The following is a 15,842-nucleotide window of genomic DNA, read 5'->3' as shown; positions in this document are numbered from 1 at the left end:
ATGCTGCAGTCCCTGCAGGCTGGCCGGGCCATTGCGGCACTGATGGTGCTGTGCTTTCACCTCGGCCTGGCCATCCAGCACTACTTCGGCGTGAGCGCGTTCCTGGCGCCGTTCGGGCATGCCGGCGTCGAGTTCTTCTTCGTGCTGAGCGGCTTCATCATCACGTCGGCGCATCGCCGCGATATCCATCAGCCCCGGCGTATCGGGCGATTCCTGTGGAAGCGTTTCGCCAGGATCTACCCCATCTACTGGATCGTCTTCCTGGCGGCCTATGCCGGCGCCCATGGCATCGTCAACCTGTCGGCTGTTGAACTCGTGCGGGCCCTGCTGCTGGTGCCGGCGGAATCAGCGCCGGTCATTTCGGTGGCCTGGTCGCTGCAGTGGGAGGTGGTGTTCTACGGGCTGTTCGCTGCGCTGATTCTTCATCCCGCCCTGGGCTTGGCCGCGCTCGCCGCCGCGCTGTTCTGCTGGCCCGACGGCACCGTCTATCTGGCGCTCTTTCTCGCCGGTGCGCTGTGCGCCGTCATCGATCAGCGGCGGCTGGCCCTGCCTGGGCGGACGGTGGCGCTGCTGGGTGCGGCGGTATTCGTGGGCGCCTGTGTGTACGACGTCACCACGGGCCTGAAACCCACGCTCTGGCTCGGCATCGGCGCGGCGATTCTGGTGCTGGGCCTCGTCAGCGCGGAGCGCGCCGGCCACGTGTTCGGTCGACATCCCGCACTGCAACTGCTGGGCGACGCTTCCTACTGCATCTACCTGGTTCACTACCCCTTCATCAGCGCGGCATGCAAGGCCGCCATGTGGGTTGGCCTTCGTGGCCAAACCTGGGGTTGGGTGCTCTACCCCGTGATGCTGTCGGGTGCGGTGCTGGCGGGGGTCTGGCTGCACCTATGGGTCGAGAAACCCTTGCTGGGCAGGTTGAACAAGGCGGGCACTAGCGATGCCCTGACGCCGCCTGCGTGAGCAGCGTCCGCATCGCGGCGATGTCGGCCTCGGCATTGAGCCTGGCTGCGCCGTAGCCTTGAGCGCGCTGGCGCTGCGCAAGCCGTTCACCAGCAGGCAGGGCGGCAAACGCGTCCACGGCTTGTGCGAATTGCGAGACCTGCAGCGGCAGATCGGCGCCAACACCGGCCGCAGCAAGATGTCGCCATGGGGTTTGATCGCTGATCAGCAGGGAGCAGCCCGCCAGCAGCGCCTCATGGATCACATAGCCGTTGTTCTCTGCCCGGGTCGGAAACAGGAACAACTCGTAGTGCGCCAACGTGGCGACGACCTGTTCGGGGTCGACCGGGCCGAGATAGCGGGTGTGCACCCAGTCGGGCAGGCGCGTCGTCGCCTCGCGACAGGCGTCCCAATAGGCTTCATTGCCGATAGGCCCGACGATGTCCAGGGACACGGGCGCCGTGACCTTGGCCAGCGCTTCCAGCGCGAACAACAGGTTCTTCTTGGCCTCGATGCGCGAGAGAAAAACGACCTTCAAGGGCGCTGATTCGTCAGCACAGCGTGGTGTCGGCAATGCCTGCGCCCGCGGCGGGAGGTCGGCGACGAGGTGGACAGCAGCGAAGCCGAAGTCGCGCAGTCCTTGCCGCTCTGTCTCGCTGGTGGCATGGAACTGCAGCCCTCGGAACATGCCCAGCCCTCGCAGCAGCCGCAGGTAGAGCAGCTTCTTTGCTCGGCGCTGCATCAGCGCGCCACTCATGAGCTCGCCTCGGGGCGCAAGAAGCACGGGCAGATCGAGCCGGCGCAGCCGTCGCAGCAGCAGCGGCAGGGCCGTGAATACCGGCGACAGGAAGCTGTTCAGGTAGACCAGATCCCACGGCTGGCTCAGCAGCTTTTGCATCGACCTGAGGCCGGCAAGGCCGCGCGGCAGATGGTGCAACGCGACGCCGGCTTTTTTCTGTGCCTCAAGGCAGGCCGCGGCGGAATAGGGCTCGGCGGTGTGCAGGTCGTGCGCGCTGGCGGCAACGACGAAGTCGAAGTCGTCCTTCAGGTGCGCGACGAGGCTCACCACCGCCGTCACCGAACCGCCCCCCTTGCTGCCGGGCAGGAAGTGAGGGTTGAGCACCAGGACGCGCGGTCTGCTCATCGCTGTTTGCGAAAGCCCTGGCTCGCCTCCTGCAGCCATTGTTCGAGCTGGCCAATCAGCGTGTCGCGGTGGAACTGGGAGCGGCAATACGCCCGCGCCTTCAAGCCCATGGCGAGACGCTCCAGCTCGGACATGCTGGCCAGCAGGCTCACCTGATGGGCCAGTGCGGCGCTGTCGCTGGCAGGGCAGGTCAGCCCAGCGCCTGCTTCCTCCACCACCTTGGCGCCCTCGCCATCGAGCATCGCCAGCAGCGGCTTGCCGGCCGACAGGTAGGCGGAGACCTTGCCAGGAATGGTCATGGCGAAGATGGGCTCGGCCTTGAGCGACACGAGCAGCGCATCGGCACCCTTGAAGAACGAGGGCATGCGCTCAAGCGGATGCCGGCCGAGCATGAAGACGGTGTCGCCCAGCTGGCGCCTTGCGATCTCGTCCCGCACCCACTCGGCCGCACGGCCGTCGCCAACGACCAGCCAGTGGACATCCCTGCGCTCCCGCATCGTCTCGGCGGCCGCGAGGATGGCCGGGAAATCCTGCGCGTCGCCGATATTGCCGGCGAACATGACCTTGAATGCGCCGCGGTGCGGCGCCAGTTCGGTGGCGGTCTCCACTTCGGCCAGATCACGGTCGAAGGCCTCCTCCGCCCACTGGGGGAAGTAGCGCGTCTTCTCAGGTGCGCGCGACCAACGCTCGATTGGTGCGAAGAAGGAGCGCGACTGGCCCAGGATCAGGTCACAGCGCTTGTAGATGAAGGCGACCAGCCCACCCACCCAGTCCAGCATCCGCGGCGAGCGCACCATGCCGACAGCCGACAAGGTGTCGGGCCACAGGTCCAGCACCCACAGCAGCAGGGGGGCCCGCTTGATGCGGCGCAGCAGCACGGCCGGCAGGGCCGAGGTGATGGGCGAGGTCTCGAAGCAGAAGATCGCGTCGAAGCGACGCCCACGCAACCTCCACGGCCCCAGCAGGCAGCCCCAGAAGACGAAGCTCCAGTAATTCAGCAACAGGCGGATCGAGCCCTTGCCGCGGGGCCGCAGGGGCAGGCGAATGACCTCGGCGCCGTGGTACTCGGCAAACGCCGCCGGGTCCGCCGCGTAATCGTCGAAGACCTGGCCGCCGGGGTAGTTGGGCCGGCCGGTCAGCACGGTCACTTCATGGCCGCGTGCACGCAGCTCGGAGACGATTTCGTTGACGCGAAAGGCTTCGGGCCAGAAGTACTGGCTGACGACGAGAACGCGCATCCTCAGTCGTACTGGCGCCAGACCACGCGCTTCACATAGTCGGTGTAGCTGTGAATGATGCGCACGACCTTGGCGGAGACGTTGGGCATGCTGTAGTCGGCCACCAGGCGCAGGCTGCGCTGTTCGCCGCGAGCCTGGGATGCCAGCACGGCCAGGCCCTGGCGTACTCGCTCCACCGACAGCCCGGTCATCATGACGGCGCCTTCCTCCATGCCTTCGGGGCGCTCGTGGGCCTCGCGCAGGTTCAGCGCGGGGAAGTTGAGGATCGACGACTCCTCGTTGATCGTGCCGCTGTCGGACAGCACGGCCATGGCCGAGGATTGCAGCCGCACGTAGTCCAGAAAGCCCAGCGGCTTCATCAACCGCACGCCGGCGTGGAACTTGACGCCCTCTGCATCGATGCGCTTTTGCGTCCGCGGGTGGGTGGACACGATGACGGGCAGGCCATGGTCCTCGGCGACCGCGTTCAAGATGCCGACGAGCTTGCCGAAGGTGCGCGGCGATTCGATGTTCTCTTCGCGGTGGGCGCTGACGACGAAATAGCGCTGCTCATCGAGGCTGAGGCGGCTCAGCACGTCCGACGCTGCGATGCCGTCGCGGTAATGGTTCAGCACCTCGAACATCGGGCTGCCGGTCTTGATGATCTGGTCGGGCGGCAGGCCCTCGCGCAGCAGGTAGTCGCGGGCGATCGTGCTGTAGGTGAGGTTGATGTCGGCCGTGTGGTCGACGATGCGGCGGTTGGTCTCCTCCGGCACGCGCATGTCGAAGCAGCGGTTGCCGGCTTCCATGTGGAAGATCGGGATCTTGCGGCGCTTGGCCGCAATGACGGCCAGGCAGGAGTTGGTGTCGCCGAGCACCAGCATCGCCTCGGGTTGCTCCGCCTCCAGCACCGTGTCGATGCCCCCGATGATGTTGCCGATGGTCTGCGCCGCGCCGCCCTGGGCCGCGTTCAGGAAGTGTGCGGGCTTGCGCACGCCGAGGTCGTCGAAGAAGACCTGGTTGAGCTCGTAGTCGTAGTTCTGGCCCGTGTGGACGAGGATGTGGTCGCAGTGTTCGTCCAGCGCGGCCATGACGCGCGACAGTCGGATGATCTCGGGGCGCGTGCCAACGACGGTCAGCACCTTGAGCTTCTTCATGGCTTGACTTTCATGGCGGTCGTGTCGGGGCGCGCGCGGTCGAAGATCTCGTTGGCCCAGAGCATGACGATGAGCTCGTCGTCACCGATGTTGGTGATGTTGTGGGTCCAGCCCGGAATGGTCTCGACGATCTGCGCTTCGCCACCACGCGTGACGAGTTCATGCGTCTCGCCGCTGTCGATATGGCGGAAGCCGAAATGCGCAGTGCCCTTGATGACGAGGAACTTCTCGGTCTTGGTGTGGTGGTAATGCTCGCCGCGCGTGATGCCGGGGCCGGCCGTGAAATAGCTGAACTGCCCGCAGTCCGGCGTCTTCAGCATCTCGACGAAGACACCACGCGGGTCGGCGTGGCGGGGCACCTGGTAGGCGAAGGCCTCGCTCGGCAGGTAGCTGACGTAGGTGGCGTACAGCGCCCGCGTCAGACCGGTGCCCACGCGGTCGATCAGCAGGCCCTCGCGCGTGGCGCGAAAGCCGTTCAGGGTCTGGGCCAGCTCGCCGACGGTCGTCTCGTACGTCGGCTCGACATCGACGAAGCCGGCGGCCGGCGGCGTGGCTCCCAACAGTGCCAGCATCTGGTCGATGACGTCGTCGATGTAGACCAGGCGCAGCGGCGCGGCCGGGTCGTTGATCGTGACGGTCAGGCCGCGCGCGATGTTGTGGCAGAAGGTCGCGACGACCGAGTTGTAGTTGGGCCGGCACCATTTGCCGAACACGTTGGTCAGCCGGAAGATGTAGACCGGCACGCGGCATTGGCGCTGGTAGTGCAGCAGCGCGTCTTCGGCGGCACGCTTGCTGCGGCCATAGACGTTGTCGAGCGTGGCCTGCGTAGACGACGCGAAGGCGATCGGTGGCGAGTCGGGCAGGCTGCCCAGGATGGCGATCAGGCGCAGGCTGAAGTCTGCATTGCCGTCATCGAACTCGGCCGGGTCCTGCGGCCGGTTCACGCCGGCCAGGTGATAGACAAAGTCCAGGCCGCTCAGCTGCTCGATGAGCTCGGCGTCGCCCGCCCGATGGGAAATCAGACGCACGTCGGCATGGCCGGCCTCGCGCAGCCGCCATTGCAGGTTGCGGCCGACGAAGCCCGATGCACCGGTGATGCCGATCTTCACGACGTCAATCCTCCGCCGTCACGTTGGCCTCGCCCGCGGCGAGGCGGCGCATGAAGTCGAGCTTCATCAGCAGCGCCGTCATGCCGGCCAAGTCCAGGCGCTCGGTGTTGTGCGAGGTGTAGTCCTCGGCGTCCTGGATGCGCGTCTCGCCCTGCTCGACGAACTTGGTGTAGTTCAGGTCGCGGCCATCGGGCGGGATGCGGTAGTAGCCGCCCAGGTCCTCGGCGCCGGCGCGCTCCTCGCGGCTCAGCAGCGCCTCGTAGAGCTTCTCGCCGTGGCGCGTGCCGATCTCGCGGATGGCATGGTCGGGCGCGCCGATGACACCGAGCACGGCCTCGGCCAGCACGCGGATCGTCGCCGCGGGCGCCTTCTGCACAAAGATGTCGCCGTTGCGGCCATGCTCGAAGGCATAGAGCACGAGCTCGACCGCGTCGTCCAGCGTCATCATGAAGCGCGTCATCGCGGGGTCGGTCAGCGTGATTGGCTTGCCGGCGCGCACCTGCTCGACGAACAGCGGGATGACCGAGCCGCGCGAGGCCATCACGTTGCCGTAGCGCGTGCCGCAGATGACGGTGCTCGTGCCCTCGAGATTGCGCGACGCGGCGACCATGACCTTCTCCATCATGGCCTTGGAGATGCCCATCGCGTTGATCGGGTAGACGGCCTTGTCGGTGGACAGGCAGATGACGCGCTTCACACGAGCCTGGATGGCGGCGTCGAGCACGTTCTCGGTGCCCAGCACATTGGTACGCACGGCCTCCATGGGATGGAACTCGCAGGATGGCACCTGCTTGAGCGCGGCGGCGTGGAAGCAGTAGTCCACGCCGCGCATGGCGCCCGCGACAGCGCGCGGGTCACGCACATCGCCGATGTAGAACTTCAGCTTGGGCGATGCGTACTTCTTGCGCATGTCGTCCTGCTTCTTCTCGTCGCGGCTGAGGATGCGGATCTCACGCAGGCCGGAGTCGAGGAAGCGGCGCAGCACGGCATTGCCGAAGCTGCCGGTGCCACCGGTGATGAGCAGAGTCTTGTCGTCAAACATGTTCAGCGGGGGAGGGCAGCGGCGAAGAGGGCGTCCTTCTGGGCCGGCTGCGGGTAATTGATCAGTACCGCGCGGTACTGACCCTTGAAGACGAAGAGGCTGCCGGCCGCGGCGCCGATGACGCCGCAGGCCTTGATCAGCGCCTCGATGTCGGCGAGCGACCCGGCGCCGCCGAGCACGCTCATCGGGATGCGCAGCGCGGCGCGCATCTGCTTGGCGAGGTCGAGGTCATAGCCCTTCATGACGCCGTCGCGATCGACCGAGTTCAGCACGATCTCGCCGGCGCCCTGGGCTTGGCATTCGCGCGCGAAGGCGATCGGGTCCAGTTTGTGGGCCTTGGTCGCGTTGTGCGTGCACAGCTCATAGCCGCTGGCGAACAGACCCGACTTCTTGCGCACGTCGAGCACGACGACGACGCTCTGGCCGCCGACGGCGTCAGCGATGCGGCGGATGCAGGTCGGGTCCTCGACGGCGGCACTGCTGATGCAGACCTTCTCGACGCCGAGCTCGATGATGCGCTTGGCCTGCTCCGGCGTGCGCACGCCGCCGCCATAGGCCAGCGGCATGCGGCATTCGGCGGCCAGGTCCTGGATCAGCTTGTAGTCGGGCTCGACGCCGTTGCGCGTCGCGTCGATGTCGAGGACGACGAGCTCGTCGGCTTCCTTCTCGTTGAAGATCTTGACCGCGTTGATCGGGTCGCCGACGTACTTCGGGTCCTTGAAGCCGACGGTCTTCACGAGGCCGCCCTCGTGCACGAGCAGGCAGGGGGTGATGCGCGGCCTCAGCATGTCGAAGACTCCAGTTCGGCGAAGTTCTTCAGCATGGCCGCGCCCCAATGGTGGCTCTTCTCGGGGTGGCCCTGCATGCCGTAGATGCAGCCATTGCGCACCGAAGCGGCGAACGTCGAGCCGTACTCGGCACGGGCGGCGATATGAGCCGGGTCGCTGCACTCGAAGTAATAGGAATGCAGAAAGTAAAAGCGCGCGTCGGTCTCGAGGCCCTTGAACAGCGGCGCACCGGCGACCGGGTTCACGTCGTTCCAGCCCATGTGCGGCAGCGGCAGGCCCGCCATCTTGCCGGTGCTGTCGAAATGCTTCACCTGGCCGGGAACCCAGCCCAGGCCCCGGCATTGGCCCTCGTCGCTGGACTCACCGAGCATCTGCATGCCCACGCAGATGCCAAGTACCGGCACGCCGCCACGGGCGACCATCGCATCCAGCGGCTCGCGCAGCCCGGAGGCGTTGAGACGGTTCATCGCATCGTCGAAACCGCCGACGCCCGGCAGGATGACATGCGTGGCGTCCTCGATCTCGGCGGCCGTCGTCGCGAAGCGCGTGGGGATGCTCATGCGCTTGTACATGGTGGCCAGCGCACCGATATTGCCGACGCCGTAGCTGACGATGGTGATCATCGAATGATGGCCCTTTGCACGCCGAGCGCGCGCAGCACCCGGGTGCCGAGGTCGATGATGGCCATGTCGTTGGCGTAGTCCTTGTACGTCTTGGGCTCGCCGCGGTGCAGCGCCTGCAGCTCGGCGACCGTCAGGCCGAGCTTGGTGGCGATGTATTCGAAGTCGTGCGCCAGCGTTTCCTCGTCATAGGCGGGGATGGCGATCTTGGCGAGCGCGTCCTCGCGCTTGAGCTGGCCGGTCAGGATCAGGCTGGAGAAATGCGCGCGGCGCTTGTCGTAGCCGAACTTGCTGGGCAGCCAGTAGCCCTCGTAGAAGCGCGTGAAGCGCGACTCGTAGTGCTTGTGCGCGTACTTCTGCCAGCCGAACTTGTCCACCAGTTCGTCCATGGCCGCTTCCTTGTAGAAGGGCACGCAGTTCAGCGGCTTGACGACCTGCACGCCCTTGAAGAAGCGGTAGTAGATCTTGAAGCGGAAGATGCCCGCGAGCGGGAACTTCTTCAGCGGCCGCGTGCCGAAACGGCGGTGGATGTCCTTGAGCTGGCGCACGTCGGACGCGTGGTAATGCCACTCCAGCGGCTCGCGAACGCACTCGGTCGAGTAGTTGGCACCGGTCAGGATGTATTTCGCGTTGTTCTTGGCCGCGAAGTTGTAGAGGCCCGCGAAAAAGGCGTGGTCCTGCGGCGTGTCAAGGTGCGGCACCTGGGCCTTGAAGAAGGCCAGCTGCAGGTCACGCATCTCAGGCCAGTCGATGACCTCGGTGAAAAGATCCAGCCCCAGGCCGTCGACCAGCTTCTCGATGTTGTTGACCGCCTGCTGCGAGTTCCAGCCGGCGTCGACGTGATACAGCAGCGGACGCAGGCCGAACTTTTCCTTGGCCAGATAGGTCACATAGGAGCTGTCGACGCCACCGGACAGGCCGATCAGGCAGTCATGGTCCTTGCCCTTGCCGTCGCGCTTGATCTGCTCGACCTGCGCCATGATCTCGCGCTCACCGCGCTCGTCGGTGTGCCAGTTGGGCAGGATGTTGCGGTGGTAGTTGTTGCAGTAGTCGCACCAGCCGCGCTCGTCGAACACGATGCCGGAGTCGGACGTGTCCATGATGCAGTTGGAGCAGATCTGGTAAGGGCGCAAGGGCATGGTTCTGGCAAATGGGGGTCAGGCGGCTGCGTCCAGCGTGGAGAGCACCGAGAGAAGACGGCGATTGTAGGTAGCAACCCTGTAGCGCTCGTCCGCCAGTTGACGGTTATGAAGTGCTTGCCTCAGTAGCGCCTGGCGATCAGCAAGGCATTGCCGCAGCGCAGCAGTGATCGACTCCGCTGAGCGTGGCTGTACCGCCAGCCCGCATTCGCCCGGCGCGAAAACGTCGAAGATGCCGCTGTGGTCCGTCGTGATGACGGCGCAGCCGGAAGCGTAGGCCTCCAGGATGGAGATTGGCTGGCCCTCGTAAGGGTAGTAGGTGGGCAGGCAGAAGACATGTGCGTCGCCCAGCAGCCCAGCCTTCGCTGTGCCACCGACGATGCCGTGATAGCTGACGTTGGGCAACCCGGCGGCCCGCGCCAGGAACTCGCCGCGGGCGGCTTCGCTTTCGAAGGCGCCGGCAAAATCCAGCCGGATTCGCGCCTGTTCCGCGGGGCTCAGGCTTTGGTAGGCGCCCAGCAGTTCCTCGTGGCCTTTACCGGGAATCAGGTTGCTCAGATAGAGCAGGCGCAGCGGCCCGGACGCGGCGAACTTGGTCTCGATCTCGGCGACATCGCGGAATAGATAGTCCTGCGCGAAGTTGGGTATGAGATGGGCGTGCCGCTCGCGCCAACGTTGCGGCAGGCCCTCCAGTAGTGGCAGGTGCCGCTCGCCGAGCAGGATGACAGCACCCATGCGTCCCCAGAAGAAGCGGTTGAGGGCCGCAAGCAGAGGGTGGTCGCGCAGCAGAGCCTTCATGCCGGCGCCGCCGTGCAGGTGAATGGCCATGCGCGACAGCCGGCTGGCGCAAACGGCGTAGATCAACAGATCTTTCAAATTGCCGGCCACCGACTCCGAGATCGTGAAATAGACAAGGTCGCAGTGCCGGGCCCGGCGCCAAGCCTGCCAGACAAATCCCAGCACCTCGCGCACGCGCCCCAGTGCGCCACCCATCACACCGCTCTTCAGGCTGGTCTTGTTGATGTTGATGACGTCGATCTCGTATTGCTTCTCGAGTTCGTCGAGAAATACCCGGCAGGCCAGCGATTGGCCGGTGACCGGGTCGGGCAGTGGCGCAATGAACAAGACCTTCATGCTCAAGTTCCAAGCGTCTGCGTAGCGATGACGTTCCAGTCGAGCAACTCATCGGCCGTGCGCAACGCCCCAGCGGCCATATCCTCTACTTGCGTGCGGTCCGCTGCCAGGGCCGACAGGCGGGCGCTCAGGAGTGCATGTGCACCCTCTGGTTCTATGCACAACTCCAGATTGGCGTGGCGGTTCAGGTAGCCAACTTCCTGATCGCCGCCAATGACTGCCTTGGGTTCTCCGATCAGCAAAGGCTTGCCCATTCCGATCGCTTGTTGCCAAAGGATTGATTGGCTGCCAGGGAAGACCGCGAGGTCGGCCAGATCCAGGTGGGCGAGGATGGCTTCTTGATCGAGCCAGCCGGTGAAGCGGATGCGTGGATGACTGCCGGCAAGTCCGCGCAATTCTTCAAGGTACGCTGCGTCATCCTTGCTGGCATCTCCGGCAATGATGAGCCATGTCGAATCTCCAGGCAGGGTCAGGAAGGCACGGAGCAGGCGTTCCACGCGTTTGGGACGGGCTAATTTGCCACCGCCGAAGATGACCAAAGCTTTGGCGTCAATGCCATATTGTTGACGCAGCTGGCGCCCACGCCGTTCGTTGCGAATCCGGCGGCACGCATCCATGTCACAACCAAGCGGTAGCAACGTCATGCGGTCATTGGAGACGCCGTATACCTCGTTCAGAAAGCGCTGGCTGGCCGGGGTGACCGGATAGATCGCGTCGAGCATCGAGAGGTATCGGTGTAGCAGCGGCCTCCGTAAGCCCTTATGCAGAACCGCAAGGGATAGCCAGTTGCGTGCCGAGTTGCTGAAGTCTGCGTGATAGTCGAGTACGACACGCGTGCCTGGGTAGCGTTGTCTGTACCTGCTGACTTCGGACAGGTTGAACTGGATGTCGTGGACGAAGATGACGTCGGGGCGCTCTCGCTCCAGCAGATCCGACACGCCCTTGAACTTACGAATTCGCGAAACGAAGTTGAAGGCATAGGGTTGCCTGTAGACGGTCGTTGTACCGTGGCGCTCGATACTTGCAGGGCGCCGAGCGTCGTGGCGGTTTTCTACGAACTCGAACACATCGGTGGTAGTGGCCGTGACGATACTGACTCGATGGCCCAACTTGCCGAAATACCTTTCGAGCAAGTTCTCCTGATAGCTGAGCGACTGGTTGTAGAAGTCGCAGATCATCAGCACATGACTCATTGAGCGGCGAGTGCAACGGGTGATAGGGCCATGTCGGGCGGACACAGGCGTGCGAAGCTGCGTTCGGCGAGCAGGTCAACGACATACAAGACTGACATTTGAGCGGCGTGCAGGGCCATGAAAGCATCGAAGGACAGCGCGCAGCGCCAGGCGAGGGCCAACGCGCACAGTGTGGTCAGTGCTCTTGCTGCGTGCCAGATCGGCAGGTAGTGCAGGCGACCAACGACCAGGCTTGAGCGGTCCATGGGAGCACTGACGAAGGAGAAGAAGGCCGCTATCGACATCCAGACCGCATACCTGCCCGCCGCCTCCCATGCATCACCAAAGATGAAGGGATAGGCCCAAGGCGACAGCAGGGCGATGAGTGCGTACGCAAGCACGCCAATCGCGCTGAGCCGTGCGAAGGTTTGTCGCCAAAGTGGCGCGAAGGATTCGCCCCGTGACCATAGGGCTGCAGCCCGCTGGTAATAGACTTGGCCGATTGCGCTGCCGATCAGCCCGGCCGGCAGAAAGATGGTGGCCGCAACCAGGCTGTATTGGCCGAGATCGATGCTGCCGTAGAACTGGCCGATGAAAAGGATGGTCACCAAGCCTGTGACTGTGCCCAGCAGGTGCGAGCCAAACATGGAGCCTGCGTGTCTCGCGTGCGTCCGAGCCGCTTGAATGGCGCTGGAGGCGCCACCTGCCTTGGCTGCAATATGTCGGTCGGCGCGGCCGGCCAACAGATGCAAGACCAGCTTGGCTGCAGCGCCCGCAGCAATCGTGGCAATCAGCCCCAATGTTGCCAGGCCGCACAACGTCGCCAGCACACCGGTGCCAATGTAGGCGAGCTTGGCCAGCACTTCACCCATGCCCGACAGCTTGAACAGGCCTTTGCGCTGCGTCCAGTGCTGATGGGCCAGGGATAGGGAGATCAACGCTGCCGTCATCGGGCTCAACCACAGCCAATGTGTCTGCCCTGGGTCCATGGATAGCAATGGCGCTGACAACCATGTCAACGGCGTCAGCAGTACGCAGCCAGCTACGGCCAGCAGCAGCGTAAGGCGCAGCAGGGCTAGGGCATCGCTATCACGCCGGGGGAGCTGCACGAAGTACTCGTAGCGCCAAGTCATCAGCCCGGAAAAGAACATCGCAAACTGCAAGAACACACTTTGCGCGGCGAAGTCGGCCGGCGTATACAGCCGCGTCAGCAGCGGCATGCCAAGCACACCAAGCGCCTGGGCCGAGGTGTTGCCGATTGCCTGCCAGCGAACGTCTGACCAGAACGACGCACGCGCCGTCACGATGGCGTGTCTCCTGCGGGCTGCGGAGCAGTCTCCTGCATGCGTGCAGATATCTTCGGTGGCTCAACGAATCTGAAGACCAGTAACCAAAAGATGCCGCCGAACGAGAGCATGGTTGTGAAGAAGTGCCCGTTGGTCAGCGAGATCGCGGGCGGCAATGTCACCATTGCAGCAAACAAGGTATTCCATCTCATCGACAGCCGATCTACAAGCTTGATCCAGCCGATGAATACAAGTCCGATGATGAGGATGCCGACCGTGCCCGCTGCCGCGACGCCGTCGCCGGCGAACAGGTTGGCGTTCACGTTGAAGATGGGATTGTTGTAGAGCTTGTCCCCAACGATGTAGCCGAGGTCTGGCCAAAGGGGCTCATTGAAGGCCCAGTCCGGTGGCGGCACGAATAGACTGAAGCCCTTGACGTTGGACCAGTAGGTATGACCAATCTCTGAGAACAGGTCTTCGTACTGACTGACGGTCAGGCCCGGAATGGCGATGGTACGGAATGTCAGCAAAACCGCGAACGCCGCACCAAAGAGGCTCTCCTCCTGTGTGTGTGCCGACCAGATCATCGCAACGGACAACACAGCCAGTATCGTGTGTGCGGCGTACTGGTGCAGGCGTGGTCGAGAGATGAGCAAGAAAACAGCCACCAGAATCAGCGGCAGCAGCAGCAGGGTGCGCTGGGCATTGACTGCATACATCAACAGACCACCTGCGAAGGCGCCGGCAATCCAGAGGGGACGGCGCCTGATCAGCCCAATGCATAGCAGGGTGGGCGTGAAGATGTTGCTGAAATAAGTCTGTATGTAGCGGATGACAGGATTGTCAGTAGCGCCCGCGGTGCGCTGCTCGTAAACCGCGGCCGGATCGTCGAGACTGGTCAAGCTCAGAGACGAGCCTGAATAGGCAGCAATGATGACAAAGGCCAGCGCCCATGCTATGAGCACGAAGCGTTCGAATCCCGGGTGGAGTCCATCGGTGCCTTTGAGTGTGCCGGGTTGCGACGAGGAGGCGGCTATGCCGGCCAACACAAAGATGGCGGTCAGTGCGAGCAGCATGGGGCCATAGAGCCTCAGTGCGTCACTGCTGAGCATCAGCGACGTGATCAGGCAGGGGATGTAGACATTGAAATAGAGAACGAAGACGACCAAGCTGGCCGGTGTCGTGATCCGGGGGGCCTGAGCGAAAGCGCTAAGGGCCAGCATCGATACACCGACCGCGAGGCGGGCACCGTCCATGGGATACATCTTGAAGCCGAAGTACTCCCAAACTGGATTGAGGTACTCCACGTAGGCATAGCCGAAGGAGGCGGCGTACAAGAAGACAAAGAGCGCAAAGAGTAATCGCTTCATCTGACTGCCCCGGCCTTCTGGGATGGTGCGGAATTCAGTCAAGCGCCACGGAGCGCGCGTGAGAGAGCCTCGACGATTTGCAGCTGTTGAATTTCTGTGAGGTCCGCGCTCATGGGCAAGCTCATGACGCGCGCTGCAGCCGCGTTGCTATGTGGCAGGCTGTCCGCCGGGCAGTCCGGGCTTTCGTAAGCCGGCTGGCGATGCAATGGGCGCGGGTAGTGCACGGCCGTCGGAATGCCCTGCTCTTTAAGTGCGGCGATGACGGCCGCGCGATCCTCGACCTTGACTGTGTACTGAGCCCACACGCAGTCGCGGTCATCGGCCACCGGTAGCAGGTCGACCGGCGCGCCACTGGCCTTGATCAGCTCCGCGTAGCGATCACCCAGTTGCTTGCGCTGGGCGATCTCCCATTCAAAGCGTTCAAGCTTGCCCAGCACGATCGCGCATTGCAGCGTGTCCATGCGACCACCTACTCCCACGCGGGTGTGGGTATACCGCTGGCTCTGGCCATGCACGCGGATCTCGCGCATGGCCTGCGCGAGGGCATCGTCGCTGGTGAATAGAGCACCACCATCGCCATAACAGCCGAGCGGCTTGCTGGGGAAGAAGCTGGTCGCGCCGATCTTCGAGACATTGCAGCTCTTGCGGCCCTTGTAGGTCGCACCGAAGCTCTGTGCTGCGTCTTCGATGACCGATAGGTTGTGCTTGGCGGCGATGGCGTTGATCTCGTCCATGTCGGCGACCTGGCCATACAGGCTCACCGGCATGATGGCGCGCGTGGCTGGCGTGATGGCGGCCTCGATGAGGGCGGGATCGATATTGCAGTCGCCCGGCTTGATGTCCACGTAGACCGGCTTGGCGCCGGCCAGCACGATGGTTTCGGCCGTCGCGGCGAAGGTGAAAGGCGTGGTAATGACTTCGTGGCCGGCACCGATGCCCTCGGCCATCAGCGCAATCAGCAGGGCCTCGGTGCCGCTGGAGACGGTGATGCAGTGCTTGGCGCCGGTCAATTGGGCGAGCGCGGCTTCGAGCTCGGCCACTTCGGGGCCCATGATGTATTGGCCGTGGTCGAGTACCTTCTGGATGCGAGCGTCGATGCTGGTCTTGAGCGCGTGGTACTGGCTCTTGAGGTCGATGAATTGCATGTTCAGTCTTGGATCAATTCGCATCGGCCTTCAACGAGCCGATAGCGGTCATGGGTTTGGGGGCAGGTCGCCTCGCCGTCGATGAATTCGAGGCGCTCGCCATGGCGGCTCATCCAGCCGGTCTGCCGCGCCGGCACGCCGAGCATGAGGGCGAAGTCGGGCACGTCGCGGTTGACGACGGCGCCTGCGCCGATGAAGGCGAAGCGACCGATCGTCGTGCCACAGACGATGGTGCTGTTGGCCCCCAGCGTCGCACCCTGGCGCACGACGGTGCGACGGTATTCGTCCTTGCGGGTCACTGCCGAGCGGGGGTTGTATACATTGGTGAACACCATGCTCGGGCCACAGAACACGTCGTCCTCCAGCGTCACTGCGTCGTAGACGGAGACGTTGTTCTGCACCTTGACGTTGTTGCCGATGCTCACGTCGTTGCCGACGAACACGTTCTGTCCGAAGGAGCAGCCCTTCCCGATGCGCGCGCCGCCACAGATGTGCACGAAGTGCCAGACGCGGCTGCCGTCGCCGATCTGCGCGCCCTCGTCAACGATGGCGGAAGGGTGGATGCTGACGCTCATGC

General features: G+C 64.1%; 15 protein-coding genes. 1 reads left to right on the top strand and 14 read right to left on the bottom strand.

Annotation, left to right across the window (positions count from 1 at the left end; genetic code table 11):
- Positions 1–963 carry an acyltransferase gene (locus ASC91_RS26110; RefSeq protein ID WP_056204341.1) on the top strand — a complete coding sequence of 321 codons (963 nt, stop codon included), beginning with the start codon at positions 1–3 and terminating at the stop codon, positions 961–963.
- On the opposite strand, the gene ASC91_RS26105 is transcribed toward ASC91_RS26110, so the two are convergent.
- Genes ASC91_RS26105 through ASC91_RS26040 form a run of 14 tightly spaced genes read right to left on the bottom strand, consistent with a single transcriptional unit; the run spans position 935 to position 15,840 of the window.
- Positions 935–2,086, bottom strand: coding sequence for a glycosyltransferase family 4 protein (locus ASC91_RS26105; protein WP_056204338.1), 1,152 nt, complete (start codon positions 2,084–2,086; stop codon positions 935–937). The genes ASC91_RS26110 and ASC91_RS26105 overlap by 29 nt on opposite strands.
- Positions 2,083–3,324 (bottom strand): glycosyltransferase family 4 protein, encoded by a 1,242-nt coding sequence (locus ASC91_RS26100; RefSeq protein WP_056204336.1) that lies wholly within the window; start codon positions 3,322–3,324, stop codon positions 2,083–2,085. The genes ASC91_RS26105 and ASC91_RS26100 overlap by 4 nt, the downstream gene beginning before the upstream one ends.
- 2 nt (positions 3,325–3,326) lie before the next feature.
- Entirely contained in the window at positions 3,327–4,460 is a 1,134-nt protein-coding gene (gene wecB / locus ASC91_RS26095; protein WP_056204334.1) for a non-hydrolyzing UDP-N-acetylglucosamine 2-epimerase, read from the bottom strand.
- A complete protein-coding gene (locus ASC91_RS26090; protein ID WP_056204331.1) occupies positions 4,457–5,569 on the bottom strand; it encodes an NAD-dependent epimerase/dehydratase family protein in 1,113 nt (370 codons plus the stop codon). Before ASC91_RS26090 ends, wecB begins: the two co-directional genes overlap by 4 nt.
- A gap of 4 nt (positions 5,570–5,573) precedes the next feature.
- Positions 5,574–6,611, bottom strand: a complete 1,038-nt coding sequence (locus ASC91_RS26085; RefSeq protein ID WP_056204328.1) for a polysaccharide biosynthesis protein — start codon at positions 6,609–6,611, stop codon at positions 5,574–5,576.
- Between the two features lie 2 nt (positions 6,612–6,613).
- Positions 6,614–7,399, bottom strand: a complete 786-nt coding sequence (locus ASC91_RS26080) for an AglZ/HisF2 family acetamidino modification protein (protein WP_056204325.1) — start codon at positions 7,397–7,399, stop codon at positions 6,614–6,616.
- Positions 7,393–8,022 carry an imidazole glycerol phosphate synthase subunit HisH gene (gene hisH / locus ASC91_RS26075; RefSeq protein ID WP_056204322.1) on the bottom strand — a complete coding sequence of 210 codons (630 nt, stop codon included), beginning with the start codon at positions 8,020–8,022 and terminating at the stop codon, positions 7,393–7,395. The genes ASC91_RS26080 and hisH overlap by 7 nt, the downstream gene beginning before the upstream one ends.
- Positions 8,019–9,158: an N-acetyl sugar amidotransferase gene (locus ASC91_RS26070; RefSeq protein WP_082533023.1), complete on the bottom strand. Its 1,140-nt coding sequence runs from the start codon at positions 9,156–9,158 to the stop codon at positions 8,019–8,021. Before ASC91_RS26070 ends, hisH begins: the two co-directional genes overlap by 4 nt.
- An 18-nt stretch (positions 9,159–9,176) precedes the next feature.
- Positions 9,177–10,292 carry a glycosyltransferase family 4 protein gene (locus tag ASC91_RS29715; protein ID WP_056204321.1) on the bottom strand — a complete coding sequence of 372 codons (1,116 nt, stop codon included), beginning with the start codon at positions 10,290–10,292 and terminating at the stop codon, positions 9,177–9,179.
- 2 nt (positions 10,293–10,294) lie between these two features.
- Positions 10,295–11,485, bottom strand: a complete 1,191-nt coding sequence (locus ASC91_RS26060) for a glycosyltransferase family 4 protein (protein ID WP_056204318.1) — start codon at positions 11,483–11,485, stop codon at positions 10,295–10,297.
- A complete protein-coding gene (locus ASC91_RS26055; RefSeq protein WP_056204316.1) occupies positions 11,482–12,768 on the bottom strand; it encodes a lipopolysaccharide biosynthesis protein in 1,287 nt (428 codons plus the stop codon). Before ASC91_RS26055 ends, ASC91_RS26060 begins: the two co-directional genes overlap by 4 nt.
- A complete protein-coding gene (locus ASC91_RS26050) occupies positions 12,765–14,120 on the bottom strand; it encodes a hypothetical protein (RefSeq protein ID WP_056204313.1) in 1,356 nt (451 codons plus the stop codon). Before ASC91_RS26050 ends, ASC91_RS26055 begins: the two co-directional genes overlap by 4 nt.
- Before the next feature lie 38 nt (positions 14,121–14,158).
- Positions 14,159–15,265 (bottom strand): DegT/DnrJ/EryC1/StrS aminotransferase family protein, encoded by a 1,107-nt coding sequence (locus ASC91_RS26045; protein ID WP_056204310.1) that lies wholly within the window; start codon positions 15,263–15,265, stop codon positions 14,159–14,161.
- Positions 15,266–15,267: 2 nt separating this feature from the next.
- A complete protein-coding gene (locus tag ASC91_RS26040) occupies positions 15,268–15,840 on the bottom strand; it encodes an acyltransferase (RefSeq protein ID WP_056204307.1) in 573 nt (190 codons plus the stop codon).
- Positions 15,841–15,842 lie beyond the last annotated feature (2 nt).

It is taken from the genome of Pelomonas sp. Root1237, assembly GCF_001425055.1.
GTDB lineage: Bacteria > Pseudomonadota > Gammaproteobacteria > Burkholderiales > Burkholderiaceae_C > Pelomonas.
The sequence above is the reverse complement of the archived record's forward strand: the minus strand, read 5'-3'. Positions and strand labels throughout refer to the sequence as shown.

What these genes read in the sequence shown, in the direction of transcription:
- ASC91_RS29715 (WP_056204321.1), bottom strand. Translation starts at nt 10,292, where the DNA reads ATGAAGGTCTTGTTCATTGCGCCACTGCCCGACCCGGTCACCGGCCAA.
- ASC91_RS26110 (WP_056204341.1), top strand. Translation starts at nt 1, where the DNA reads ATGCTGCAGTCCCTGCAGGCTGGCCGGGCCATTGCGGCACTGATGGTG.
- ASC91_RS26060 (WP_056204318.1), bottom strand. Translation starts at nt 11,485, where the DNA reads ATGAGTCATGTGCTGATGATCTGCGACTTCTACAACCAGTCGCTCAGC.
- ASC91_RS26080 (WP_056204325.1), bottom strand. Translation starts at nt 7,399, where the DNA reads ATGCTGAGGCCGCGCATCACCCCCTGCCTGCTCGTGCACGAGGGCGGC.
- ASC91_RS26085 (WP_056204328.1), bottom strand. Translation starts at nt 6,611, where the DNA reads ATGTTTGACGACAAGACTCTGCTCATCACCGGTGGCACCGGCAGCTTC.
- ASC91_RS26050 (WP_056204313.1), bottom strand. Translation starts at nt 14,120, where the DNA reads ATGAAGCGATTACTCTTTGCGCTCTTTGTCTTCTTGTACGCCGCCTCC.
- ASC91_RS26070 (WP_082533023.1), bottom strand. Translation starts at nt 9,158, where the DNA reads ATGCCCTTGCGCCCTTACCAGATCTGCTCCAACTGCATCATGGACACG.
- ASC91_RS26100 (WP_056204336.1), bottom strand. Translation starts at nt 3,324, where the DNA reads ATGCGCGTTCTCGTCGTCAGCCAGTACTTCTGGCCCGAAGCCTTTCGC.
- ASC91_RS26105 (WP_056204338.1), bottom strand. Translation starts at nt 2,086, where the DNA reads ATGAGCAGACCGCGCGTCCTGGTGCTCAACCCTCACTTCCTGCCCGGC.
- ASC91_RS26045 (WP_056204310.1), bottom strand. Translation starts at nt 15,265, where the DNA reads ATGCAATTCATCGACCTCAAGAGCCAGTACCACGCGCTCAAGACCAGC.
- hisH (WP_056204322.1), bottom strand. Translation starts at nt 8,022, where the DNA reads ATGATCACCATCGTCAGCTACGGCGTCGGCAATATCGGTGCGCTGGCC.
- wecB (WP_056204334.1), bottom strand. Translation starts at nt 4,460, where the DNA reads ATGAAGAAGCTCAAGGTGCTGACCGTCGTTGGCACGCGCCCCGAGATC.
- ASC91_RS26040 (WP_056204307.1), bottom strand. Translation starts at nt 15,840, where the DNA reads ATGAGCGTCAGCATCCACCCTTCCGCCATCGTTGACGAGGGCGCGCAG.